General features: G+C 70.4%; 17 protein-coding genes. 4 read left to right on the top strand and 13 right to left on the bottom strand.

What is annotated here, in order from left to right:
• Positions 1 to 17: 17 nt before the first annotated feature.
• The 3 genes from CTJ15_RS05245 to CTJ15_RS05255 form a co-directional block, all read right to left on the bottom strand.
• Positions 18 to 440, bottom strand: coding sequence for a response regulator (locus CTJ15_RS05245; protein ID WP_226946049.1), 423 nt, complete (start codon positions 438 to 440; stop codon positions 18 to 20).
• Between the two features lie 247 nt (positions 441 to 687).
• Positions 688 to 1,500, bottom strand: a complete 813-nt coding sequence (locus CTJ15_RS05250) for a YoaK family protein (protein WP_369923785.1) — start codon at positions 1,498 to 1,500, stop codon at positions 688 to 690.
• A 145-nt stretch (positions 1,501 to 1,645) separates the two neighbouring features.
• On the bottom strand, positions 1,646 to 1,921 hold the full coding sequence (locus CTJ15_RS05255) for a hypothetical protein (RefSeq protein ID WP_126281837.1): 276 nt from the start codon (positions 1,919 to 1,921) through the stop codon (positions 1,646 to 1,648).
• A 244-nt stretch (positions 1,922 to 2,165) separates the two neighbouring features.
• Here CTJ15_RS05255 and CTJ15_RS05260 point away from each other — a divergent pair, with 244 nt between their 5' ends.
• Entirely contained in the window at positions 2,166 to 4,490 is a 2,325-nt protein-coding gene (locus CTJ15_RS05260) for a molybdopterin guanine dinucleotide-containing S/N-oxide reductase (RefSeq protein WP_075821792.1), read from the top strand.
• Between the two features lie 1,013 nt (positions 4,491 to 5,503).
• On the opposite strand, the gene CTJ15_RS05265 is transcribed toward CTJ15_RS05260, so the two are convergent.
• The 10 genes from CTJ15_RS05265 to CTJ15_RS05310 all read right to left on the bottom strand — a co-directional run bounded on the left by CTJ15_RS05265 (position 5,504) and on the right by CTJ15_RS05310 (position 18,712).
• A complete protein-coding gene (locus CTJ15_RS05265; RefSeq protein ID WP_099781286.1) occupies positions 5,504 to 6,673 on the bottom strand; it encodes a hypothetical protein in 1,170 nt (389 codons plus the stop codon).
• A gap of 163 nt (positions 6,674 to 6,836) precedes the next feature.
• A complete protein-coding gene (locus tag CTJ15_RS05270) occupies positions 6,837 to 7,871 on the bottom strand; it encodes a TAXI family TRAP transporter solute-binding subunit (RefSeq protein WP_099781287.1) in 1,035 nt (344 codons plus the stop codon).
• Positions 7,872 to 7,908: 37 nt separating this feature from the next.
• Complete coding sequence (locus tag CTJ15_RS05275; protein WP_019460931.1) at positions 7,909 to 8,322, bottom strand: hypothetical protein; 414 nt, start codon at positions 8,320 to 8,322, stop codon at positions 7,909 to 7,911.
• 246 nt (positions 8,323 to 8,568) lie between these two features.
• Positions 8,569 to 11,052: a DNA topoisomerase (ATP-hydrolyzing) subunit B gene (gene gyrB / locus CTJ15_RS05280; RefSeq protein ID WP_019460932.1), complete on the bottom strand. Its 2,484-nt coding sequence runs from the start codon at positions 11,050 to 11,052 to the stop codon at positions 8,569 to 8,571.
• Between the two features lie 151 nt (positions 11,053 to 11,203).
• On the bottom strand, positions 11,204 to 12,358 hold the full coding sequence (recF, locus tag CTJ15_RS05285; RefSeq protein WP_099781288.1) for a DNA replication/repair protein RecF: 1,155 nt from the start codon (positions 12,356 to 12,358) through the stop codon (positions 11,204 to 11,206).
• A 176-nt stretch (positions 12,359 to 12,534) separates the two neighbouring features.
• Positions 12,535 to 13,674: a DNA polymerase III subunit beta gene (dnaN, locus tag CTJ15_RS05290; RefSeq protein WP_019460934.1), complete on the bottom strand. Its 1,140-nt coding sequence runs from the start codon at positions 13,672 to 13,674 to the stop codon at positions 12,535 to 12,537.
• A 175-nt stretch (positions 13,675 to 13,849) separates the two neighbouring features.
• On the bottom strand, positions 13,850 to 15,304 hold the full coding sequence (gene dnaA / locus CTJ15_RS05295; protein WP_019460935.1) for a chromosomal replication initiator protein DnaA: 1,455 nt from the start codon (positions 15,302 to 15,304) through the stop codon (positions 13,850 to 13,852).
• Between the two features lie 364 nt (positions 15,305 to 15,668).
• Positions 15,669 to 15,947: a 30S ribosomal protein S20 gene (gene rpsT / locus CTJ15_RS05300; RefSeq protein ID WP_075822061.1), complete on the bottom strand. Its 279-nt coding sequence runs from the start codon at positions 15,945 to 15,947 to the stop codon at positions 15,669 to 15,671.
• Positions 15,948 to 16,259: 312 nt separating this feature from the next.
• Positions 16,260 to 17,039 (bottom strand): enoyl-CoA hydratase, encoded by a 780-nt coding sequence (locus CTJ15_RS05305; RefSeq protein WP_075822060.1) that lies wholly within the window; start codon positions 17,037 to 17,039, stop codon positions 16,260 to 16,262.
• Between the two features lie 242 nt (positions 17,040 to 17,281).
• Positions 17,282 to 18,712 carry a nucleobase:cation symporter-2 family protein gene (locus CTJ15_RS05310; protein WP_202801191.1) on the bottom strand — a complete coding sequence of 477 codons (1,431 nt, stop codon included), beginning with the start codon at positions 18,710 to 18,712 and terminating at the stop codon, positions 17,282 to 17,284.
• 426 nt (positions 18,713 to 19,138) lie between these two features.
• On the opposite strand from CTJ15_RS05310, the gene CTJ15_RS05315 reads away from it, so the two are divergent.
• The 3 genes from CTJ15_RS05315 to CTJ15_RS05325 all read left to right on the top strand — a co-directional run bounded on the left by CTJ15_RS05315 (position 19,139) and on the right by CTJ15_RS05325 (position 24,076).
• Positions 19,139 to 20,800 carry a glycoside hydrolase family 13 protein gene (locus CTJ15_RS05315; protein WP_019460939.1) on the top strand — a complete coding sequence of 554 codons (1,662 nt, stop codon included), beginning with the start codon at positions 19,139 to 19,141 and terminating at the stop codon, positions 20,798 to 20,800.
• A gap of 360 nt (positions 20,801 to 21,160) precedes the next feature.
• On the top strand, positions 21,161 to 22,555 hold the full coding sequence (gene gorA / locus CTJ15_RS05320; protein WP_099781289.1) for a glutathione-disulfide reductase: 1,395 nt from the start codon (positions 21,161 to 21,163) through the stop codon (positions 22,553 to 22,555).
• A 138-nt stretch (positions 22,556 to 22,693) separates the two neighbouring features.
• Entirely contained in the window at positions 22,694 to 24,076 is a 1,383-nt protein-coding gene (locus tag CTJ15_RS05325) for a class II 3-deoxy-7-phosphoheptulonate synthase (RefSeq protein WP_019460941.1), read from the top strand.
• Positions 24,077 to 24,114 lie beyond the last annotated feature (38 nt).

Consider the following 24,114-nt stretch of genomic DNA (forward strand, 5'->3'; position numbering starts at 1 on the left):
GCCCGCCGGACAGGGCCTCAGCCGGCCCGAATGAGCTCCCGCACCGTCTCGGCCAGCGAGGACATGGTCAGGGGCTTGGAAAGGGCCCGGTCCCGGCTGCCGAAGCGGCGGTTCTCATAGACCCAGGGGCGGCCGGTGATGAACACGACCGGCAGGTCGGGGAAACGCTGCCGCAGCATGGCGGCGACGTCGAAGCCGTCCTGCACCATGCCGAGATTGATGTCCGTTAGCAGCAGGCGGCAGCGTTCCGCCCCGCCGCAGGCTTTCAGGGCCTCGGAAGGGCCGCGGGCCTCGCGCACGGTCCAGCCTTCGTCCTCCAGGACGGAGGCGAGCGTGGCGCGCACCAGATCGTCGTCATCCACGATCAGCACGTCATAGGCGGCGTGGTCCAGGCGGGCCTGGTCGATCGGGCCGGGTGCGTTCACGTTGGGAGTCTGCATCACGTTGTGGGAAACGGCGGAAAAGGCGGGTGGAAACAGGCGCTGACCCCAGGCCATGCGCGGCCTAGGCTGGGCCGGAAGCGGAGATCCCGGAGACCGGTTCGCCGTCCCGGCGCGGGAGAGGAGATCTTTTCAGCCAACGCCTCATCGGGATCCCCAGTACTGCCCCGACAAAAGTTGCACGCGAAATGTCGAATGTCTACCTGGGATTGTATTCCGTGATCGTTCCTCACCCCTGACGATCGGGTCAATCCTGCTGTCGGGCCGCCTGCATCGCGGCCGGTGTCAGCGCGGGCTGGACGACGGCGCTGGCGAGCAGCAGAAGCAAAACCGAGAGCGGCAGGAAGGCGATCAGCCCGATATGGCTGAAGCCGACCGCACCCAGGACCCCGCCCACGAAGAAGCAGCCCAGGAAGCTGGACAGCAGGCGCAGCTTGGCGCGGTCCGCCCGGACATGGGGGGCGTTCGCCTCGGTCACGCGGATGTTCCAGTAGCAGAGCTTACCGAGTTCGATCCCGATATCGGTGACGATGCCGGTGACATGGGTGGTGCGAATCCGTGCGCCGGAGATCTTGGTGATGGTGGCGTTCTGCAGCCCCATCAGGAAGCAGAGCAACGGCACCATCACCGCGATGGCGATGCCTGGAGGCAACTGCTCGCCCAGCAGGCCGAAGCCGGCCACGAGCAGGGCTTCCAGCAACAGAGGCAAGGCATACTGGCTGCGCGCGTGATGCCGCCGGCACCAGTTGATGAGGATGGCCGAGCAGGCTGCGCCACCCAGGAAGGAGCAGAGTGCCGTCAGCCCGGCGAGGAGCACGGCCCAGGCGCCGACCGCAGCGCCGTCCGCCATGGCCGAAACGATGCCCGACATGTGGGAGGTGTACTGTCCCACGATCATGAAGCCGCCGGCATTGATGGCCCCGGCGATGAAGGCCAGGGTCAGGCCGAACTGGATCTCGTTTGGTTCCGACCGGAACAGCATCCTCCAGCCGTTCTGCACCGGCCAGAAGGTGTTCGAGCGGTTCCAGGAACCCGGCTGCAATGCCTCGCCTCCCGACATCACGGGGTCTCCGGGGACGGCCTGCGCGCCCCGTGCCTGTGCCGCATTCTGCGCCCACGCGGCGGGCTTGTCGCGCCCAAAGGGACGCATCCGGTCTCGCGCCGGGTGCGGGGAAGGGGCGGGGACGCCGTGGTACTGCCGGTCTTCAGAGCCTGGCGCGGGACACCGCTACGCCGGACACCTGGCTGCGCCCTGCCGGCGCTTCGGCCAGCCATTGGCGGGGTGCCTCGGCCTCCAGCGCGGCGGCGAGGTCGCCCAGGGCGTCGAGCGCCTGCTCGACCTTGTTGCGCCAGAAGAAGTTGTTGGCGAGGGCGGGGTGGTCGAGCAGTTGCTCCTCTACCAGGCTGGCCAGGACCCGGGTCCGGTGGATCGCCTCCTGGCGCCCGGGGACCGGGGTGCATTCCTCCTCTTCCGTCTTCATGCGGGTGCGCTCCCTGCTCAAGGCCATGCAGATGGGGATGGCCGCCATCGCCGGGGATAGGTCGCCCGCTCCGCCGGCCCCCTTTCTCCGCCGGTTGTGATGAGGTGGCGCCGGAACGTCCCGGAACGGCCGCCATGCCGCACTTGCGATGGACCTGTGCCGCGTCCGGCGCCAAAAGGGCATCCGGATTGCATGTCGCTCCGGAAGCCTCATCCGGCCGCCAAGACGTCACGAAAGGATGCCCATGTCGGACGCCGCCGAACTGCCGCCGGTCAGCCTCGCCGGGGACGGCTTCCTGCCGCATACCTCCCATTGGGGTGTCTTCTCGGCCCGGTTGCGGGACGGCGCGCTCGCCGTCCGCCCCTATGCGGGCGATCCCGATCCGAACGGGATCATCGGCAACTTCCCCGCCGCCCTGCGCCACCGTGCCCGCATTGCCCGGCCCATGGTCCGGCGCGGCTGGCTGGAGCGCGGCCCCGGCCCGGACGGCCGGCGCGGGCGGGACGGGTTCGTCGCGGTTTCCTGGGACGAGGTGCTGGACCGGCTGGGTGCCGAGCTGGGCCGCATCCGCGACACGCACGGGCCCGGGGCGGTCTTCGGCGGCTCCTATGGCTGGGCCAGCGCCGGCCGCTTCCATCACGCGCAGAGCCAGGTCCACCGCTTCCTGAACATCGCCATGGGCGGCTATGTGCGCTCGGTGAACACCTACAGCTCCGGCGCGGCCAGCGTGATCGTGCCGCATGTGCTGGGCAGCTACGAGGATCTGACCCGCCGCAACGTCACCTGGGAACAGATCGCGGAGCATACCGAGGCGGTGATCGCCTTCGGCGGCATGGCGCTGAAGAACAGCATGGTGGCGGGCGGCAGCATCAGCCAGCATGTCGAGCGCGGTGCCATGGCCCGCGCCCGCGCCCGGGGCTGCGACTTCCTGCTGGTCGGCCCGCTGCGCAGCGACCTGCCGCCGGAGGCCGGCGCCGAATGGATCGCCAACATCCCCGGCAGTGACACCGCGCTGATGCTGGCCCTGGTGCATACGCTGGTGGCGGAGGGGCTGCATGACCGCGCCTTCCTCGACCGCCACACCGAGGGCTGGGCGGTCTTCGAGCGTTACCTGACGGGCGAGGCGGATGACCAGCCCAAGGATGCCGACTGGGCCGCCCCGATCGCCGGTATTCCGGCGGAGGAGATCCGTGCCCTGGCCCGCCGCCTGCACGGCAGGCGCGTGCTGGTCGTGGTGGCCCATTCCCTGCAGCGCGCCGAGCATGGCGAGCAGCCCGTCTGGATGGGTGCCGTCCTGGCCGCCGCGCTGGGGCAGATCGGCCTGCCGGGCGGCGGCTACGGCTATGCGCTGGGCGCCATCGGCTATTACGGCCGCCGCAACAGCGCGGTGCCGCTGCCGACGCTGGCGCAGGGGCGCAACCGCGTCGCCGACTACATCCCGGTGGCGCGCATCTCCGACATGCTGCTGAACCCGGGCGGGACCTATCGCTACAACGGACAGACGCGGACCTATCCGGATATCCGCCTCGTCTACTGGGCGGGCGGCAACCCCTTCCACCATCACCAGGACCTGAACCGCCTGCGCCGTGCCTTCGCCGGGGTGGACACGCTGGTGGTGCACGAGATGGCCTGGACCGCCACGGCGCGGCACGCCGACATTGTCCTGCCCTGCACCATGACGCTGGAGCGCGAGGATATCGGCGCCAGCTCCAACGATCCGCTGATGGTGACCATGCACAAGGTGGCCGAGCCCCATGGCGAGGCGCGGGACGATTACGCGATCTTCGCCGGGCTGGCGGAGCGCCTGGGCCGGGGCGCGGAATTCACCGAGGGCCGCGATGCCCGCCAATGGCTGGAGCATCTCTACGAGCGCACCCGCAGGGGGTTGGAGGAAAAGGGGCTGCCGGCCCCGGATTTCGCGCGGTTCTGGGAGGCGGGCAGCCTGACCCTGCCGCAGGAGCCCGACGATGGCGGCGAGCTGCGCCGCTTCCGCGAGGACCCGGTGGCGAACCCACTGCCCACCCCCTCGGGCCGCATCGAGGTCTTCTCCCGCACCATCGATTCCTATGGCGAGGCCGATTGCCCCGGTCATCCCGCCTGGCTGCCGCCCGAGGACGCGCCCCGCCCCGGGGCGCCGCTTTTCCTGGTGGCGAACCAACCCGCGACGCGGCTGCACAGCCAGCTCGACTTCGGCGGCCACAGCGCGGGCGCCAAGCATCGCGGGCGGGAGGTGGCGCGGATGCATCCGCTGGACGCGGCGGCGCGGAGCATCGCGGAGGGCGATATCGTCCGCCTCTTCAACGCCCGCGGCGCCTGCCTCGCGGCGGTGGTGGTGACGGAGGATGTGCGGCCGGGCGTGGTGCAGCTCCCCACCGGCGCCTGGTACGATCCGGCCGACCCGGAGGAGGAGGCGCCGCTCTGCGTCCATGGCAATCCCAACGTGCTGACGCGGGATGCGGGCACCTCCGCCCTGGCGCAGGGCTGCACCGGCCAGCTTACCGCGGTTGAGGTGGAGCGCTTTACCGGCAACCTGCCGCCGGTCCGCGCCTTCGATCCGCCCGGCGGCTGAAGGACGCGCGGCGGGGCCGCCACCCTGGCCACGAGGCCGGGGAAGGGCGGGGTGGCCCCGTCGGCCTTTCCCATCATCCGGGTCCGAAATGAAAAGTGGATGTCCGGGCTCACCGATACTTGTCGGCTCTGTGGCCGTGCTTCGCCGATATTTGCCGCCTTCGCAGCGTTCCATGTCCGGACACCCCGGAAGGCCGGGTGGACATGAGGTCGTACATGCTGGTGCATAGCAAGCGTCGCCTGTTCGGGGTTCTGGCCCTCGTGCCGATGGCGGGAAGTCTGTCGCCCGGTGGCTGTGGCCCGCTTGGCCTCAACTGGTGCGGCGGCTGCGGCGGCCCGGGTGATCCTGGTTCCGGTGGCTGGTGCTGAGGCGCTTCGCAGCCTGTGACATCGGGGGCGGTTTCGGCCAGGAGTTGCCGCCACCCCGGCTGCGATCGTACGCCATCCATCCCGATGAGATCCACCGACGCGCCTGTGTCCGGCGTCACTGACGGGCCAAGCCATGCCGGTCCAGGAAGCCACGGCAATGAGTGCGGTCCGCCGGGCCCGTCCGGAAGTCTTCATCCGCCTTCGGCATGTCACAGGGCCGTGACGCAAGGCCTGCATGGCCGAACGGCTGCCATGCAGCAAAAGCCATAGTTAAACGGGGGAGAGGAGCCCCATTTCCGCGCCATGGATACGATTCCGCTTGGGGACCTTTTCACGATTCTGGGTGGCCTGTTCTGCACGGTGGCCGCCGTTCTCGTGCTGCTCGCTGTTCGCAGCTTCCTGAGGGAAGGGGAAGGCTGACCTCCTTGCGCCGGGCAAAGCCTTCGGGCTGCGCAGGAATGCGGGGGCTGCTGCCCCGCGGCGTCTGGCCCATGCTGCGGCTGGTCGGCTGCGGCACAATCGGACCGGAGGCGGCCACGGTGCGGGAAGGTATTCCGGTCGCCGGTACTGCGCCGAAACTGTCCGTCGGCGGCTTCGTGGGGGCTGCCTGCAGCCACGCACGCTGACCTGCCCCGGGCCCCTGCGTCACGTCACGCAGGCGCCTCGGAGGTCCTTGCGCTCGACCGGGGTCAGTTCCTCACCCAGCTGAGCCCGCTGCAACAGTATCCGGCAGCGCAGGGCGGGTATCAGCCTTGCCTCGCGGGACGCCGGGGCGCTGTCCCGAACCGGCAGGGCGGCTGGGGCCGAAGGGGCGATGGCCTGGACCGGGGAAGGGGGCGGCGGCGGGACGCCCGGCCCTGCAACGAGGACCGGTGGTGCGGCGGGTGCCTGCGCGGGCGTTTCCACGATTGGCTTCTCCACCAGCCGTTTTTCCGCCGGAGGTTCTGGTTCCGCCATGGCGAAGAGGGGCGGCAGGACCTGCGTTTCCCCGGCTGGGGCCGCTTCTTCCGCTGCGTCGGCCGCGGGAGCCGGTGCCAGGACCGGGCCGTCGCCCGACGGTGCCGAGGCCAGCCGTTCCTCCGGTGGACTTGGTGGTGGGAGCGGGATGGGGGGCGCCTCGATCCGGGCGATCCGTTCCAGCAGCCGTGTCTGCGCGTCCCGCAGCGCATAGAGCCGCTTCAGTAGTTCCTCTCCACTGGCACCGCCGCGCTCCTGGCTTTCCGGTGGTGCCTCGATGCTGGCCAGCAGACGGTCCATGGCGGCACCCAGGCGATCGACTCGCGCCATCAGGGCCTCCGGCGTTTCGGCATCCTCCTGCCCCGGCGCCGGGTCCGTCCCGGCCAGGAGATCGGCATCCGGATCCCGCGGGGCCGCGCGGGCCGGCAAGGAAGTCGTGGTGGCCAGCAGCAGGGATTTGCGGTCCACCTGCCCCAGCCGGTCGAGGATCAGCTGCCGTTCCTGGCCCAGTGCCTCCAGCAGCGGAGCGGGGTCGCTCTCCCGGGCTGGGCCCCAGGGATCGGCCTTCCGTGCCGTCATCACCACACCCGCCAGGATGCGGTCGATCGTCAGGCCGATCTGTGCGAGGCGTTCCTGGAGCGCGGCACGCTCCTGCTCCAGCGCCGGCAGGTTTTCCGGCAGGCTGGCGGACCAGGGGACGGCGGCCAGGGCCAGCCTGTCCGGAACCGCCAGCGGGGCCGCTTCCGGCGCTGGCCGGTCCGGCTTGGCCGCGTGGACATCCTGCCACGGCGTCATGGCCGCCAGGCTCGGCGAGCCGCCAAAGAGGAGCAGGCTGGTCAGAATGCGGAAAGAGCGCATGCCGTTCTTGTCCTCACCCCCTGAAGCATCCGCCTGTCTCTTTCGTTGCAGCGCGGTGCGATTTTCATGATCCCAGGCCTTAATTGCGACCATAGAAAGATTTGCTCCGGAAAGGATGCCCGCAACCTCCGTGGTTCCCGGCGGCGAGGGGCCGGCTGTGCCGTCAGTCCGCTGCGAAACCGGCCGGAAGGCGGGAGCGCGCCGCTTGCCGGGAACGGGATGCCGGGGGGGCGGCGACAGGCGCGGCCTGCGGCGCCGGATCGAAGCGGGTCCAGCCCGGCAGCATCGCGGAGAGGTTCACGTCGCGCCATTTCGGGTGCCGTGGTGGCTGCAGGAAGGCATCGAATTTCTGCGTGAAGGCCCGGGAGAAGCGTTGCAGCCGCTCGCGCCGGATCGGGATCTGGTGGTTGTAGCAGGCAAGGACCGCGCCCACCGCCACCGTGTCCACGCTCTCGCCCTCCGGGATCAGGCCGGGATAGTCGCGCGCCGTGAAGGTGCCGGGGAGATAGGCCTCCAGCAGCGGGTCGGACAGCGGGATCGGCAGGAGCCGCGTCCCTTCGGGCAGAGGGGTGGAGAAGCGCGCCGGCTTGCCGGCGATGCGCACCAGCGCGTCGATTTCGCCCCGGCGCAGCAGTTCCGTGGCATCGTTCGAGGGCAGGTTCACCGTCTGCACCCGCAGGCCGAGCTGCGCGAAGAGGAACTGCGCCGTCATCGCCGTGCCGGACTGGCGGCTTTCCACATTCACCCGGCGTCCGGCGAGATCCTCCAGCCGCGCGATGCCGGGGCGGGCGAAGACGTGCACTTCCTCGTCATAGAGCTTGGCGATGTAGCTCACCTGCTGTTGCAGGCCGGAGAAGAGCCGCTGCTGCGCGGCCGCGGCCAGCACGTCCGACTGCACGAAGGCGAGATCCACCCGGGGCAGGTAGAGCAGGTCCGACAGGTTCTGCAGCGAGCCGCGCCCGATCATGGCCAGGATGCGCAGCCCCTCCACCCCGTCGAGCACGTTGGAGATATCGTCGGCGAAGCGGATATAGGTCCCGTCCAGCCCGGCGGCCATGATGCCCAGCGTGTCGTCGTTGCGCAGCGGCGCGGCGGCCCCGGAAGGGGGCACGAGCGGGGGCAGGGCCTGCGCGTCGGCGGCGGCCGCGCGAAGGGCGAGGCCGCCGGCCAGCCCGGCCAGCAGGTTTCGGCGGTTCATGGTGCCGGGTTCCTTTCGTGGCGCGCGGGCCGCCGCATCATGGCAGCCGTCCCAGCACGCGGTCGGCGGCGGGATGGCCCAGCGCCCGCGCGCGCTCGTACCACTCGCGGGCCTTGGCTGCGTCGATCAGCCCGCCGCCCCGGGCCTCGATCGTGGCCAGCATGTTCGGGTCGTAGGTGGAGCCCAGGGAAAGGCAGGCGGCGGAGGATTGCGGGTCGAGCGACACGGCCCGCTGGTAGATGGCCCGGGCGCGGGACACGTCGCCGCGCAGCATCGCCTGATCCCCGGCGCGCATCAGCGCCTCGAAGGAAGCGTTGGCCCCCGTGCGACCGGGAGAAGCCTGGACCGGCAGGGCGGCCACGGCATTGTCCTGGGCCGGCGCCGTCGCGAGGGCCGGCGGAAGAACGGGCAGGAGGAGGCCCGGCAGCAGAAGCGCAAGGCGGGTCGCCAACCGAAGGCAGGCTCGGTGCCTCGGCCCTTCTGAATGGCGATCTTCTCGTCCCTGACGGTCCATCGCATCTCCCCCACGAGGCTTATGCACCTTTCAGAGACAGTTTTGGACTAAATTTTGGAATGATCTTACAAAAAGAGGTTCTTTGCCCTTTCCAGCCGGATGGGCAGGAAAAAGGCCGGGCCCCGGAAGGCCCGGCCCTGCCGGTATCGGTCGTCCTGTCCGCCGCGATGGGCAGGGCGGGCGTCAGACGTCCAGGTTCGCCACCTTCAGCGCATTGCCGACGATGAATTCGCGGCGCGGCTCGACCACGTCGCCCATCAGCGTGGCGAAGATCTGCCCGGCCTCGTCGGCGTCATCCACCTTCACCCGCAGCATGGTGCGCGCCGCCGGGTCCAGCGTGGTTTTCCAGAGCTGGTCCGGGTTCATCTCGCCCAGCCCCTTGAAGCGCTGGATGGTCAGGCCCTTGCGGCCCTGCTGGAAGACGCGGTCCAGCGCCGAGAGCGGACCGGCCGAACGGTCCTCGCGCCCCTCGAAGCGCAGGGTGACGCCGCTGCCGTAGCGCCCGGCCAGGGACTCCCGCCGCTCCTCCAGCCAGAGCGCGTCGGCGCCGCGCAACAGGGCCGGTTCCAGGGAATAGCGCTCGGCCACGCCGCGAACGGTGCGGCCCAGCTTGAGCCCGGCCTCGTCCAGCGAGGCGGACCAGCCGCGCTCCGTTTCCAGCGACAGCTCGTTCAGCCGCCGCGCCAGGGCCTGCGCCGCCTGACCGTCATTGGCCACGGCCATGGCACCGGCGAGCGCCGCCTGCTCACCGATCCAGAGCGGCAGGTTGCCGGAGGCGCGGCGGATGCGACGCGACACCTCGCGCAGCTTCTGTACCTCCTCGCGCAGCGCCTCACCCTCCAGCGCCGTGCCGTCGCTGAGCGTCATCGCCGCGTTGTGCAGCGCCTTCTCCAGCAGGTACTCCTCCATCGCCGCATCGTCCTTGAGGTAGCGTTCCTCACTGCCGCGCTTGGCGCGATAGAGCGGTGCCTGGGCGATGAAGAGATGCCCGCGCTCGATCAGTTCCGGCATCTGCCGGAAGAAGAAGGTCAGCAGCAGCGTGCGGATGTGGGAGCCGTCCACGTCCGCGTCGGTCATGATGCAGATCTTGCCGTAGCGCAGCTTGGCCGGGTCGAAGCCACCATTCGCCGGGTCGGGGCCGATGCCGGCGCCCAGTGCGGTGATCAGCGTGCCGATCTGCTCCGAGGACAGCATCTTGTCGAAGCGCGCGCGCTCGACGTTCAACACCTTGCCGCGCAGCGGCAGGATCGCCTGGAAGGCACGGTCGCGGCCCTGCTTGGCGGAGCCGCCGGCCGAGTCACCCTCGACGATGAAGATCTCCGCCTTGCTCGGGTCGCGCTCCTGGCAATCGGCGAGCTTGCCGGGCAGGGAGGAGATGTCGAGCACGCCCTTGCGCCGCGTCAGGTCGCGCGCCTTGCGGGCGGCCTCGCGCGCCGCGGCGGCATCGAGGCACTTGCGGACGATCTCGTTGGCTTCCTTGGGGTGCGTCTCGAACCAATGGTCCAGCGCATCGGCGACGACCGAGTGCACCACCGGCTGCACCTCGGAGGAAACGAGCTTCTCCTTGGTCTGGGAGGAGAATTTCGGGTCCGGCACCTTCACCGAGAGCACGGCGGTCAGCCCCTCGCGCATGTCCTCGCCGGACAGCGCGGTCTTGTCCTTCTTCGCCGCCTGCTCCGCCACCTTGCCCAGCACCCGCGTCAGCGCCTGGCGGAAGCCCGCGAGGTGCGAGCCGCCATCCCGCTGCGGGATGTTGTTGGTGAAGCAGTGCATGGTCTCGTGGAAGCTGTCGGTCCAGCGCAGCGCGAACTCGACGCGGATCGTCTTGCTCTCGCCGTTGCGCTCCACCGTCTGCTCGCCGGTCGCGGCGGCAGGGGGCGAGAAGATCGGCTTGTTGGAACGGTCGAGATATTCGACGAAGGCGGCAAGCCCGCCCTCGTAGTGGAAGACCGTGCGGCGCGGCTCGGCCGCGCCTTCCGCGGTACCTTCCACGGGCCGGTCGTCCTGCAACGTGATGCGGAGGCCGGAATTGAGGAAGGCCAGCTCGCGCAGCCGCTTCTCCAGCCGCTCGTAGTCGAAATCGGTCTTCGAGAAGGTCGCGGCGCTGGGCTTGAAGGTGACCTGCGTGCCTGTGGGATGGCCGGAGGGGCCGATATCCTCCAGCGGCGCCACCGTATCGCCATGCGCGAAGCGGATCACGTGCTCGCGCCCATTCTTCCAGATGCGTGCCTCCATCCGCTCGGACAGGGCGTTCACCACCGCCGCGCCGACACCGTGCAGGCCGCCGGAAACCTTGTAGGAGTTCTGGTTGAACTTGCCGCCCGCATGCAGCCGCGTCAGCACCACCTCGGCGGCGGAGATGCCTTCCTCCACATGCAGGTCCACGGGGATGCCGCGGCCATCATCGGTGACGGTGACGGAGCCGTCGGCGTTGATCACCACATCGACATGGGTGGCGTAGCCCGCCTGGGCCTCGTCCACGGAGTTGTCGACGATCTCGAAGACCATGTGGTGCAGGCCCGAGCCGTCATCCGTGTCGCCGATATACATGCCCGGTCGCTTGCGGACGGCGTCCAGGCCACGCAGCACGGTGATGGAGGCACTGTCATAGGCTTCCCCGCCCTCCTGGCCGGAAGGGGACTGTTCTGGAAGCGCGGGGTCGGACATCAGGTGCTGGAACCTTTCGGAAAACCGTAGTCGAAGCTCCCGCCCAATATAGGGATTCCGGGGCCCCGCCGCATCGGGAATCCTCGGCTTTTCCCTTGGCAAAGCTGGATTTTCCGCCAGCCAGGACAGGCCCGAGCGGGGTGAGGAAAGATCAGGCGGCGCACAGGCCCTGGTGGCCGGCCAGAAAGGCCTGGGAACGGCCCTGGAGAGGCGCGAAGACCTCCGGGTCCGTGCCCGTCAGGAAGCACTGCGCCGGCAGGGCGGCCAGTGCCTCGAACAGCGCCACGCGGCGGGCCGCATCGAGATGCGCCGCCACCTCGTCCAGCAGCAGCAGGGGGGCGAAGCCGCGCGCGGCGGCGATCAGCGCGGCATGGGCCAGGATCACGGAAACCAGCAGCGCCTTCTGCTCGCCGGTCGAGCAGATCTCGGCCGGCAGGTCGCGCGGCAGGTGGCGCAGCAGCAGGTCGCAGCGGTGCGGGCCCTCCGTCGCCAGCCCCGCCGACGCATCGCGCCCCCGGTTGATGGCGAGGCGCTCGCGCAGCGCATCCTCCACCGCCAGGGCGGGCTGTTCCTCCAGCATCGCGGCGATCTCGCAGGACAGGGCGCAGCGGGCGGCCGGGAAGGCGCCGGCGGTGCCCGCCTCCAGCGCCGCGTTCAGCCGGGCGATCAGGGCGCGGCGCGCGGCGGCCACGGCCACGCCGTGCCGGGCCATGGCATCCTCCAGCGAGGCGATCCAGGCCGGGTCACGCCGGCCTTCGGAGAGCAGGCGGTTGCGCCCGGCCATGGCGGTCTCGTAGCCCGCGACCTCGCGCGCATGGCCGGGCTCCAGCGCCCAGGCCAGGCGGTCGAGGAAGCGGCGGCGGCCGGAGGCACCCTCCTGGAAGAGCCGGTCCATCTGCGGCGTCAGCCAGACCGCGGCGACCAGCGCGCCGAGCTCCGCCTGGGAGCGCACCGGCCCGTCGTTGAGCCGCAGCACGCGCTTGTCCATCGGCCCTTCCGGCGGCGTGCCGGTGCCGAGGTCGAAGGGGCCGTGTGGCGCCTCGAAACGGCCGCTGACGGCCCAGGGCAGGGCGCCCTCCGCCGCGCGGCGGCAGAAGTCGAGGTTGCGCGCCCCCCGCAACCCCCGCCCGGGGCCCAGCAGGCTGATCGCTTCCAGCAGGTTGGTCTTGCCGGTGCCGTTCTCCCCCGCCACCACCACCAGCGGCGACTCCAGGCGCAGATCCGTCGCGGCATGGCTGCGGAAATCCCGCAGCATCAGCCGTGTCAGGCGCAGGCCGGGCGGGGCGTTCTGGAGAGGAAGGGTCAAGCGGGTCCCGAAGGCTTCCTGGGGGCGGCGCCACGCTCCCGGGGCCGGACCGGCCTGCTTCCCCGGGCGCGGGGAAGGGGGAGCGGGTTCCGGCGGGAGCGGGCCGCCACGTCGCCATCACAGATGGCGACGTGGCGGCGCCCGGACAATCCGTGCGGGAGGCAGGGAAGGGCGGGTCAGACCCGCATCGGCATCAGCACGTAGAGCGCGCTGGCCTTGTCCTCGTCCTGCACGATGGTGGGGGCGGAGCCGTCCGAGAAGCGGAACACCACCTGGCCCTGCACCTGGTCGGTGATGTCCTTCAGGTAGCGGGCCTGGAAGCCGATCTCCAGCGGCGTGGAGGCGTAGCTGACGGCATCCGCATCCAGCTCCTCGCGTGCCTGCCCCTGCTCGGGGGAGGAGGCGGTGAGGACGAGCTGGTTCTTGCCCAGCGCCAGCTTCACCGGCCGGGAACGCTCGGAGGAGATCGCCGCCACCCGGTCCACCGCCTGGGCGAAGAGGGCGCGATCAACCTTGAGCTCCTTGTCGTTCCCCTTGGGGATGACGCGCTCGTATTCCGGGAAGGTGCCGTCGATCAGCTTCGAGGTCAGCGTCACCGGGCCCAGGCGGAACTGGATCTTGGTGTCGGAAAGGCGCACCTCGACCGTCGCCTCCTCACCCGAGGCCTCGTCGGCCAGCTTCCGCACCTCACCCACCGTCTTGCGCGGCACGATCACCCCCGGCATGCCCGAGGCGCCTTCAGGCAGCGGCGCCTCGACACGGGCGAGGCGGTGCCCGTCGGTCGCCACGGCGCGCAGCACCTTGCCGCCCTCGCCCTCGGCCACATGCAGGTAGATGCCGTTCAGGTAGTAGCGCGTCTCCTCGGTGGAGATGGCGAAGCGGGTGCGGTCCACCAGCTCGCGCAGCGTCGCGGCGGGCAGGACGAAGCGATGCGGCAGCTTGCCTTCCGTCATCGCCGGGAAGTCCTCGACCGGCAGCACCATCAGCGAGGTCACGTAGCGCCCGGCGCGCAGGCCCAGCGGCGCGTCGCCACCCGCCTGGTCGAACTCCACCTTCAGCCCGTCGCCCAGCTTGCGCGCGATCTCGTAGAGCGTCGCCGCCGGTGCGGTGCAGCGGCCCGGCTGCGTCACCTCGACACCGGTGGTGATCTCCTCCACCACCGCGATCTCCATGTCGGTGGCGGTCAGCGTCAGACGGCCTTCCGCGGCCTCCAGCAGGACGTTGGCCAGGATGGGGATGGTGTTGCGACGCTCGACGACGCTCTGGACATGCGCGAGCGCCTTCAGCAGCACCGCCCGGTCCACCGTGAACTTCATCGGCGCCTATCCTCGATAGCTGTTGGGGGCCCCGGAGCCAGGGACCCAGTGTTGACAAGGAGACATTCCTATCACCCCGCCCAAACCCGGGGAAGCGGGGCCACCGGCCGCATTTCGGCGTGGCCCGGCAGGACGGGCGGGCTAGGCGGGGCACCGGAGCGGGGGCGTGGGGGGGTCAGGTCTCCAGCATGCGCCGCAGCAGCTCGACATCCTCGGCGAAGCCGGCATCCTGCTGCATCAGCTCCTGCACCTTGGCCACGGCGTGCATGACCGTGGTGTGGTCGCGGTTGCCGAACTTGCGGCCAATCTCGGGCAGGGAGCGCGAGGTGAGCTGCTTGGCCAGGTACATCGCCACCTGGCGCGGCCGCGCCACGTTGCGCGCCCGGCGGGCCGAGGACATGTCGGCGAGGCGCATGTTGTAGTGCTCGGCGACCCGCTTCTGGATCTCCTCGATCGTCACGCGGCGATCATGGGCGCGCAGGATGTCGTGCAGGACCTCCTGGCAGCTTTCCAGCGTCACCGGGCGGCCGAACAGGCCGGAATGGGCGATCAGCCGGTTCAGCGCGCCCTCCAGCTCCCGCACGTTCGAGGTGATCTTGTGCGCGAGGTATTCCAGCACCCGCGCCGGCACGGGGATGCCCGCCGCCTGTGCCTTGGCCTCCAGGATCGAGATCCGCAGCTCGTAGGTGGTGGCGTGGATATCGGCCACCATGCCGCAGCCGAGCCGCGTGCGCAGCCGGTCCTCCAGCCCCGACAGGTCGGAGGGCGACTTGTCGGCCGAGACCACGATCTGCTTGCCGGCATCCACCAGCGCGTTGAAGGTGTGGAAGAACTCCTCCTGCGTGTTGTCCTTGCCGATCAGGAACTGCAGGTCGTCGATCATCAGCACGTCGACGGAACGGAGGCTCTCCTTGAACTCCATCGTGCTCTGCGAGCGCAGCGCCGCGATGAAGCGGTACATGAACTTCTCGGCGGACATATAGGCCACCGAGCGGTCGAGGCCCGGCTCGCGCAGCGCCCAGGCGATCGAGTGCATCAGGTGCGTCTTGCCCAGCCCGACGCCGCCATAGAGGAAGAGCGGGTTGAAGCCCGGGCTCGCCGGTTTCTCCGCCACGCGGCGGGCGCAGGCATAGGCGAACTCGTTCGGCTTGCCGACCACGAAGCTGTCGAAGGTGAAGCGCGGATCGAGCGGCGCGGCCCAGTCGTTGCGGGGGTCGGCACTGCGGGAATCGGCCGCGCGGGCCTCGGCCGGGCGTGCCGGCTCCGGCACGGCGCGCGGCATGGCCTCGCCATCCACCGCCGCGCCATCGGGTGCCGGTGCCGGGGCCACGCGGATATCCACCCGGCGAACGCCCAGGTTCTCGGCCTGCCAGAGCGCGCGCAGCCGGTCCCCGTACTGGCTGCGCAGCCAGTCGCGCAGGAAGCGCGAGGGCACCTGCACCACGGCCTCCTCGCCCTCGATGGCTGCCAGCGTCATCTGGCGCATCCAGGTGCGGTACTCGATCTCGCCGATTTCCTCGCGCAGGCGGCCGCGGATGCGCGTCCAGGCTTCGGTGACGTTGGAGGAATCCAGGTTGGCGCCGGAGAGGGCGGGAGAGGTGCCGCCGAGGTCTTCCTGCTGCATGAGCATCCGCATCCTCTCTCCGAACCGCGGCTCGCGCCGCTCTCCCTCGACCGGCCGACAGGACCGGACATTCTGGCCTGACCCCGGCCGGACCCGCCGCCCCCGGGAGGGGGGAGGAGAGCCTCGCGCAGAGCCCCCGGCCAGGGTGGGAGGGGCACAACAGCGCGAAGCCCGGAACCGATCAAGAAGAGTCAGAGCGGCGCTCCGACTCCGGAGTCACACTGTTGCAACGAAGCTATGGAGCACCAACCCGAATTCGGATGACGTCTTAGCCTCGTCGGCTAACTGCCTTGAAAAGCCTGCAAAAATTACGGCCCGAATCAGAACGATCCGGGCCGTCAACACACCTACTGAAGGTGTGATCGAATTTTTAGCCCTGCGCCGTCGCGCCCAGCGCCTTCACGCGGGCGGACAGGCGGGAGAGCTTGCGGCCCACGGTGTTGGCGTGCAGGACGCCCTTCGTGACGGCGCGCATCATCTCGGGCTGGAAGGCCTGGAAGGCGGCCTGGGCCTGGCTCTTGTCGCCCGCAGCCAGCGCGTCCTCGAGCTTGCGCAGGAAGGTGCGCACGCGGGAGCGGCGGGCGGTGTTGCGCGCGTTGCGCTTCTCGGTCTGACGGATGCGCTTACGCGCAGAGGGCGTGTTCGCCATGAGCTGTACTGACTGCCGATCTGTCTGTGGAACGCCGCCACCCTCCAGGACAGGACCAAGGGGGACAGCAGAAGGTCGGGGCTTCTAGACCCCGACCGGCTGCGAAGTCAACCGCAAAGCCCCTCGCAGGAGGGGTGGTGGTGCCCGCCGGGTGGCCGGCCGCCTGGCCACCCTGGTACGTCTCCTGGCACGTTCCTTGGGGCAGCTCCCGGGATGGGCGCGCCTGGGGGGAACTCTCCCCGAACCGGACGCCGGCGAAAGGCCCGCATGGCTGTGCTGCCCGCGGCTGGCCGCCGTCCGGCCGGCGGGCGGTCAGCCGCGCCCGAAATCGGGCTTCCGCTTCTCGACGAAGGCGGCCATGCCCTCGACCTGCCCCGCCGTGCCGAAGAGGCTCAGGAAGAGCTGGCGCTCCAGCCGCACGCCCTCGCGCAGCGTGGTCTCGAAGGCGGCGTTGACGGCGGCCTTGGCCATGGCGACCGAGGTCGGGGGCAGGGCGGCGATCCGCGCCGCCATCTCCAGGACCTGAGGCAGCAGCTCCGCCGCCGGGACCACCCGCGCCACCAGCCCGCTGCGCTCGGCCTCCGCGGCGTCCATGATCCTTGCGGTCAGGATCAGGTCCATGGCCTTGGACTTGCCCACGGCCCGGGTCAGCCGCTGCGTGCCGCCGGCGCCGGGCAGAATGCCGATATTGATCTCCGGCTGGCCGAACTTCGCCGTGTCGGCGGCGACGATCATGTCGCACATCATCGCCAGCTCGCAGCCACCGCCCAGCGCATGGCCCGCCACCGCCGCGATGACCGGCTTGCGCACCTGCAGGATCGTTTCCCAGCGCTGGCCGATGAAGTCGTTCCGGTACACGTCCGGAAAGCGGCGGTCCTTCATCTCCCGGATATCGGCCCCGGCGGCAAAGGCGCGCTCACTGCCGGTCAGCACGATGGCGCCGACCTCCTCGTCGGCATCGAAGGCGAGCAGCGCCTCGCCAAGCTGCGCCATCAGCGAATCGCTGAGTGCGTTGAGCGCCTTGGGACGGTCGAGCGTGATCAGGCCCACCCGCCCCTGCCGCTCCGACAGGACCAGTTTCTCGTCGGCCATCGGGGTTCCTCCGCTGCGTGGCGGGGAGGCTGTCGCCTGCGACGGGCGAGGTCAATCCGCCAGGCCGGCAGGGCAGCGGCGTGGTCCGGTGGCAAGGGGCCGGCTCTCGCGTCAGCCGGGGCCGGCGGGCGGGAGGTCCAGGGTCAAACCTGTACGTTTGACCAGGTTCCTGGCGGAAAAGGGGGGGGCGGGGGCGGCGCGACGTCCGGGCGTGAAGCGCGACCGGCAGCCCGCCGCCCGTATCAGACGTGTTCCGCCGCCGCGGCTGCCGTGGTGGCCTCGCTGCGGGCGTGCTCGCGGCTGCCCAGGCCGTTGAAGAAGGCGTTCAGGGACACTGCGACGATGGAGGCCAGGAGGATGCCAGATTCCAGCAGCGGGTGCAGCTCGTGCGGCAGGGCGCGGAAGAAGTTCGGGGCCGTCAGCGGGATCATGCCGAAGCCCACGGACAGGGCGACGACGAAGAGATTGTTCTGGTTGTTGCGGAAATCGACATGGGTGAGGATGCGTGCGCCGGTGGCCGCCACCATGCCGAACATCACCAGCCCGGCGCCGCCGAGAACGACCTGCGGCACGGCCTCCACCAGCGCCGACATCTTCGGAAGCAGGCCCAGGGCGAGCATGATCACGCCGGCGCCCACCGTCACCCAGCGCGAGCGCACACCGGTCACGCCCACCAGCCCGACATTCTGCGAGAAGGAGGTGTAGGGGAAGGTGTTGAAGATGCCGCCCAGCAGCGTGCCGAGGCCGTCGGCGCGCAGCCCGCGGCTCAGCGCATCCTGGTCCACGGGGCGATCGGTCATCTCGCCCAGGGCCAGGAACATGCCCAGCGATTCGATCATCACCACGACCATCACGATGCACATCGTGACGATGGGCACGAGGTGGAAGGTCGGCATCCCGAAGTGGAAGGGCGTCACCACCGCGAACCAGGGGGCGGCCAGGACGCGCTCGAAATGCATCACCCCCATCAGGCTGGCCAGCACCGAGCCCGCGACGATGCCCAGCAGCACCGCGACATTGGCCACGAAGCCGCGCCCCCACTTGATCAGCGCCAGGATCACCAGCAGCACGAAGAGCGCGATGCCCAGCCCGGTGAGCTGGCCGTAATTCGGGTTGGCATAGGAATAGGGCACGCCGTCGACGACGCGCGTCAGCATGGGCAGCCCGCCGCCGGCCCAGTTGATGCCCACCCGCATCAGCGAGATGCCGATCACCAGGATGATCGTGCCCGTGACCACGGGCGGGAAGAGCGGCAGAAGCCGGCTGACGAAGGGCGCCACCAGCACCCCGAAGATGCCGGCCGCGATCACCGAGCCGTAGATGCCCAGCAGCCCGACATCGGGCGCGGCGGCCATGGACAGCATCGGTCCCACGGCGGCGAAGGTCACGCCCATCATCACCGGCAGGCGGATGCCGAAGCCGGGGAAGCCCAGGCACTGCACCAGCGTCGCGAGGCCGCAGGCGAAGAGGTCCGCCGAGATCAGAAAGGCGACTTCCTGGGGGGCGAGGTTCAGCGCCCGCCCGATGATCAACGGCACGGCCACGGCGCCCGCATACATGACCAGCACGTGCTGGAGCGCGAGCGGCACCAGTTTCGGCAGCGGCAGCATCCGGTCCACCGGATGCGGACCCGTGCCCACCCGGCCAGCCCTGGCCTCCATGCGTCCCGACATCGGCAACTCCCTGTTTTCCTTGGTTCCTGGCGGTCCCGGGAGGGCCGCCGGATGCGATGCTGGAACAATCGGTTAGCAAGGCTCGTGCCGGGGAATGGCCTCGGCCGAGAAGGGCGGCCCGGTAAAGGGATAGGCAATATGCCTTGGAACTGGGCCTCTTTCGCGTGAAGGCGCAGCAGGTGCCCCTCCATTCCGGCCGCTTGGTGCCGAGATTGCCGAAGGGGTGGAGCGGTTCGCCAGAAGGACCGGCAAGGTTTCGCTTCCAGCCTGCGGACCGCCGGGCCGGCAGCGGTCTTGATCCCGCACCGGCGCCCTCCATGTTGCGCTGCAACAAAACCCAGGGGCGGTGGCCACCCCGGTTTCGCCTCAACCCAACGGCATGGCGGGTGTTGGGCGCAGCAGAACCAAGCAAGCAGGACGACCGGCATGGACCAAGTCGCGACCGCGGCCCTTCCTTCCGCCAGTCATCCCGGCGCCGAGTGGTGGCGCTCGGCCGTGATCTACCAGATCTACCCGCGCTCCTTCGCGGATTCCGACGGCGACGGCATGGGTGATTTGCCGGGCATCGCGGCCCGGCTGCCCCATGTGGCGCGGCTCGGGGTGGATGCGGTCTGGCTCTCGCCCTTCTACCGCTCGCCGCAGGCCGATGGCGGCTATGACGTGGCGGACTACCGGGCCGTGGACCCGCTCTTCGGCACGCTGGCGGATTTCGACCGCCTGCTGGAGCGGGCCCATGCGCTGGGGCTGCGGGTGATCGTGGACCTGGTGCCCAACCACAGCTCGGACGAGCATCCCTGGTTCCAGGCCGCCCTCCGCACCCCGGCCGGCAGCCCGGAGCGCGCATGCTACATCTTCCGCGACGGACGCGGTCCCGCCGGCGATGTGCCGCCCAACGACTGGCGCAGCGTCTTCGGCGGCTCCGCCTGGTCGCGCGCGCCCGGCGACACGCAGTGGTACCTGCATCTCTTCGACCGGCGGCAGCCGGATTTCGACTGGACGCATCCGGAGGTCCGCGCCGAGTTCGAGAGCATCCTGCGCTTCTGGCTCGACCGGGGCGTGGACGGCTTTCGCGTCGATGTCGCGCATGGGCTGGTCAAGGCGCCGGGCCTGCCGGAATGGAGCGGCCAGGCCACCATGATCGAGGGCGAGGAGCGTCGCGACATGGGGCCGATGTGGGACCAGGAGGGGGTGCACGAGATCTACCGCGACTGGCACCGGGTGCTGGCCTCCTATCCCGGCGATCGGATGATGGTGGCAGAGGCCTGGGTGAAGCCGCCGTCCCGCCTCGCCCGCTACGTGCGCCCGGACGAGATGCAGCAGGCCTTCAACTTCGACTACCTGACCGCGCTCTGGGACGCGGCGGAGCTGCGGCGGGTGATCGACGGCTCCCTCGGGGCCGCCGCCGCCGTCGGCGCGCCGACCACCTGGGTCCTGTCCAACCACGACACGGTGCGCCATGCCTCCCGCTACGGGCTGGCCGTGCCGGGCTCCCGCCCGCTCGGCATCGATGCGGCGGGCGAGCAGCCGGACGAGGCGCTGGGCCTGCGACGTGCCCGCGCCATGGCGCTGCTGACCCTGGCCCTGCCGGGCTCGGCCTATATCTACCAGGGCGAGGAACTGGGCCTGCCGGAGCACACGACGCTGGAGGCCCGCCACCGCCAGGACCCCTCCTTCTTCCGCACCGGCGGGGTGGAGACCGGCCGCGACGGCTGCCGGGTGCCGATCCCCTGGGAGGCGGAGGCACCGGGCTTCGGCTTCAGCCCGGCCGGAGCGACCTGGCTGCCGCAGCCGGAGGGTTTCCGCGCCTATGCCGTGGACCGGCAGGAGGGCGTGCCGGGCTCCACCCTGGAACTCTACCGCCATCTGCTGCGCCTGCGCCGGGAGCATGGGCTGGGGCAGGGGGATCTGGTCTGGGAAGCCTCCCCGCCTTCCGTGCTGGCGCTGCGCAACGGGGCGGTGCGGGTCGTCATCAATCTGGGCAAGACCCCGGTGCCCCTGCCGGAAGGCCGCCTCCTCGCCGCCAGCCTGCTGCCGGAGGGCGAGGTCGGGCTGCCCGGCAACGCGGCGGTCTGGCTGGCGGCGGGCTGATACGGACGGTCCCTGCGCTGCGCTTCGTGGCCGGTCGCCGGTGGGAGAGGCCCTGCCTCTCCCACCGGACCCCCTCTCCGCCGGGGACGGAAGCTGGTCCTCAGGCTCTGGCCTTTCGTTGGCTCTGGTGGTGACCGTTATTCTGCGGCTCGACCCCCGGGAGCAGGTGGAGGCGCAGGGGAAGCCACCGTTCGTATGAGTCCGGCGCCGGCAGGCCTGACCCGCCCGCGACGCGGCCCCGGTCTCCGGCCGGGCGTGGGGCCGGGTCTTGCCCCGGGCGCCGGAAGGCCCGACCTAGGGCGGCGGAACAGAGAACCCTCCCAGCCTCTCAGCCCCCAGACCTCCAGCCAAGGATTCCGGATGTCCTCCTACGACTTCGACCTTTTCGTGATCGGCGGCGGCAGTGCCGGCGTGCGCTGCGCCCGGATCGCCGCCGGCCATGGCGCGCGGGTGGGCATCGCCGAGAGCCGCTTCTGGGGCGGCACCTGCGTCAATGTCGGCTGCGTGCCCAAGAAGATCATGGTGCAGGCGGCGGAATACGGCCAGTGGGCGGCGGATGCGGCGGCCTTCGGCTGGGACATCGAGAAGCGCGGCCATGACTGGTCGGTGCTGAAGGAGGCGCGGGACAAGGAGGTCGCGCGCCTCAACGGCATCTACCGCCGGCTGCTGGAGGGCAACGGCGCCCAGGTCTTCGAGGCGCATGCCCGCTTCATCGACGCGCACACCCTGCAGGTGGGCGAGGAGCGGGTGACCGCGGAGCGCATCGTCATCGCCGTGGGCGGCCGTCCGATCCGGCCGGACCTGCCGGGCATCGACTGCGTGATGATCTCGGACGACCTCTTCACCCTGGAGAAGCGGCCGGAGAAGATCATCATCGTCGGTGGCGGCTATATCGGTGTCGAGTTCGCCGGGCTGCTGCACGCGCTGGGTTCGGAGGTGGTGCTGACCTACCGCCAGAAATGGCCCCTGCGCGGCTTCGACCAGGAACTGCGGGAAGGGCTGGCCGAGGCGCTCATCGCCCAGGGCATCAAGATCAACCCGGGCGAGACCATCACCGGCTTCGGTCCGGCGGGTGACGGGCGGATCGTGAACCTCGCCTCCGGCCGGGTGCTGGAAGCCGATGCCGTGCTGGTGGCGGTCGGGCGCGAACCGGCCACCCAGGGCCTGGGGCTGGCCGAGGCCGGGGTGGCGGTGGATGCGCGCGGCGCCGTGGTGGTGGACGAGGACCACGCCACCAGCGTCCCGCATATCTACGCGCTGGGCGATGTCACCGACAAGCTGAACCTGACGCCCATGGCGACGGCGGTGGGTCATGCCCTGGCCGACACGCTGTTCGGTGGCCGGCCGCGCCGCGCCTCCTATGACAACGTGCCCAAGGCCGTCTTCTCCTCGCCGCCGATCGGCAGCGTCGGCCTGACCGAGGAGGAGGCCGCGGCGCGGGGGCCGACCGACATCTATCTCACCCGCTTCACCCCGATGCGCCACACGATCAGCAAGCGGGAAGGGCGGCGTAGCCTGATGAAGGTGGTGGTGGATGCGCGGACCGACCGCCTGCTCGGCATCCACATGCTGGGCGAGGATTCGCCGGAGATCCTCCAGGGCTTCGCCGTGGCGGTGGTGAACGGGCTGACCAAGGCGCAGCTCGACGCCACCATCGGCATCCATCCGACCGCCGCCGAGGAATTCGTCACCCTCCGCTCCCCCGCCCGGCGGGCGGGGGACATGCAGGACGAAGAAGGCCGGGAGGAGGTGTAGTCCGCAGGCGGGACCGCCCCCGGGAGGAAGGAGGCTTTCCCAAGGGGGCTTTCCCAAGGGGGCTTTCCCAGGGGGGGCTTTCCCAGGGGCCGGAACCGCCGCTATGGTCCCGCCCCCGAAAACGGAAGCGCCACAACGATGACCAGCAAGGACTGGCACCCCGGATCCTGGCGCGACATGCCGATCCGCCAGGTGCCCGACTACCCCGATAGCAACGACCTCGCGGCCGCGGAGGCGAAGCTCGCCTCCTTTCCGCCGCTGGTCTTTGCCGGGGAGGCAGACCGGCTGACGGCGCGCCTCGCCGATGCGGCGGAAGGCCGCGCCTTCATCCTCCAGGGCGGCGACTGCGCGGAATCCTTCGCGGATTTCCGGGCCGACAACATCCGCGACACCTTCAAGGTGCTGTTGCAGATGGCGGTGGTGCTGACCTTCGGCGCCTCCCTGCCCGTGGTGAAGCTGGGCCGCATGGCCGGGCAGTTCGCCAAGCCCCGCTCCTCCGACACGGAAACGCGCAACGGCGAGACGCTGCCCTCCTATCGCGGCGACATCGTCAACGGGCCCGAATTCACCGCCGCGGCGCGCGTGCCCGATCCGGCGCGCATGGAATTCGCCTATCTCCAGTCCGCCGCGACGCTGAACCTGCTGCGCGCCTTCGCCACCGGCGGCTTCGCCGACCTGAACCAGGTGCATCGCTGGAACCTGGGCTTCGTGGCGCGCTCGCCGCTGGCGGAACGCTACCAGGACCTCGCGGCGCGCATCGACGAGACGCTGCGCTTCATGCGGGCCTGCGGCATGGAGAACGCGCCGCAGCTCCACGAGACGGAGTTCTACACCTCGCATGAGGCGCTGCTGCTCGGCTACGAGCAGGCGCTGACGCGCGAGCCCTCGACGCATCCACGCCGGCACTATGCCTGCTCGGCGCATTTCCTCTGGATCGGCGACCGCACGCGGCAGCCGGACGGGGCGCATGTCGAGTTCCTGAGCGGCGTGGCCAATCCGATCGGGCTGAAGGTCGGGCCGACCACCTCGGTGGAGGACCTGCTGCGGCTCACCGAGCGTCTGAACCCGCGCAACGTGCCGGGGCGGCTGACGCTGATCACCCGCATGGGCGCCGGCAAGGTGGAGCAGCACCTGCCGCCGCTGCTGCGCGCGGTGAAGGCGGAGGGACGCAAGGTCACCTGGATCACCGACCCGATGCACGGCAACACCGTGCCGGCCGGCAGCTACAAGACCCGCTCCTTCGACGCCATCCTGCGCGAGGTCCGCAGCTTCTTCGACGTGCATCAGGCCGAGGGCACCTGGCCCGGCGGCGTGCATGTGGAGATGACGGGCGCCGACGTCACGGAATGCCTGGGCGGCGCGCATCGTCTGACCGAGGCCGACCTGTCCCGCTCCTACGCCACGGCCTGCGACCCGCGGCTGAACGCGGAGCAGTCGCTGGAACTGGCCTTCCTGGTGGCCGAGGAGCTGAAGGCGCGTCGTCCGGGCGCGAGCAGCCTGCCGCTCCAGGCGGCCCAGTAGCCCTGGGCAGGTAGCCCGGGCCCCCGGCTCGGCCTGCC

It is taken from the genome of Roseomonas sp. FDAARGOS_362 (assembly GCF_002754815.1).
Taxonomy (GTDB): Bacteria; Pseudomonadota; Alphaproteobacteria; order Acetobacterales; family Acetobacteraceae; genus Roseomonas; species Roseomonas mucosa.

Bases quoted from the DNA above. Each gene is read 5' to 3' on its own strand.
- CTJ15_RS05245 (WP_226946049.1), bottom strand. From the start codon at position 440: ATGCAGACTCCCAACGTGAACGCACCCGGCCCGATCGACCAGGCCCGC.
- CTJ15_RS05250 (WP_369923785.1), bottom strand. From the start codon at position 1,500: ATGTCGGGAGGCGAGGCATTGCAGCCGGGTTCCTGGAACCGCTCGAAC.
- CTJ15_RS05255 (WP_126281837.1), bottom strand. From the start codon at position 1,921: ATGAAGACGGAAGAGGAGGAATGCACCCCGGTCCCCGGGCGCCAGGAG.
- CTJ15_RS05260 (WP_075821792.1), top strand. From the start codon at position 2,166: ATGTCGGACGCCGCCGAACTGCCGCCGGTCAGCCTCGCCGGGGACGGC.
- CTJ15_RS05265 (WP_099781286.1), bottom strand. From the start codon at position 6,673: ATGCGCTCTTTCCGCATTCTGACCAGCCTGCTCCTCTTTGGCGGCTCG.
- CTJ15_RS05270 (WP_099781287.1), bottom strand. From the start codon at position 7,871: ATGAACCGCCGAAACCTGCTGGCCGGGCTGGCCGGCGGCCTCGCCCTT.
- gyrB (WP_019460932.1), bottom strand. From the start codon at position 11,052: ATGTCCGACCCCGCGCTTCCAGAACAGTCCCCTTCCGGCCAGGAGGGC.
- dnaN (WP_019460934.1), bottom strand. From the start codon at position 13,674: ATGAAGTTCACGGTGGACCGGGCGGTGCTGCTGAAGGCGCTCGCGCAT.
- dnaA (WP_019460935.1), bottom strand. From the start codon at position 15,304: ATGCTCATGCAGCAGGAAGACCTCGGCGGCACCTCTCCCGCCCTCTCC.
- rpsT (WP_075822061.1), bottom strand. From the start codon at position 15,947: ATGGCGAACACGCCCTCTGCGCGTAAGCGCATCCGTCAGACCGAGAAG.
- CTJ15_RS05305 (WP_075822060.1), bottom strand. From the start codon at position 17,039: ATGGCCGACGAGAAACTGGTCCTGTCGGAGCGGCAGGGGCGGGTGGGC.
- CTJ15_RS05310 (WP_202801191.1), bottom strand. From the start codon at position 18,712: ATGTCGGGACGCATGGAGGCCAGGGCTGGCCGGGTGGGCACGGGTCCG.
- CTJ15_RS05315 (WP_019460939.1), top strand. From the start codon at position 19,139: ATGGACCAAGTCGCGACCGCGGCCCTTCCTTCCGCCAGTCATCCCGGC.
- gorA (WP_099781289.1), top strand. From the start codon at position 21,161: ATGTCCTCCTACGACTTCGACCTTTTCGTGATCGGCGGCGGCAGTGCC.
- CTJ15_RS05325 (WP_019460941.1), top strand. From the start codon at position 22,694: ATGACCAGCAAGGACTGGCACCCCGGATCCTGGCGCGACATGCCGATC.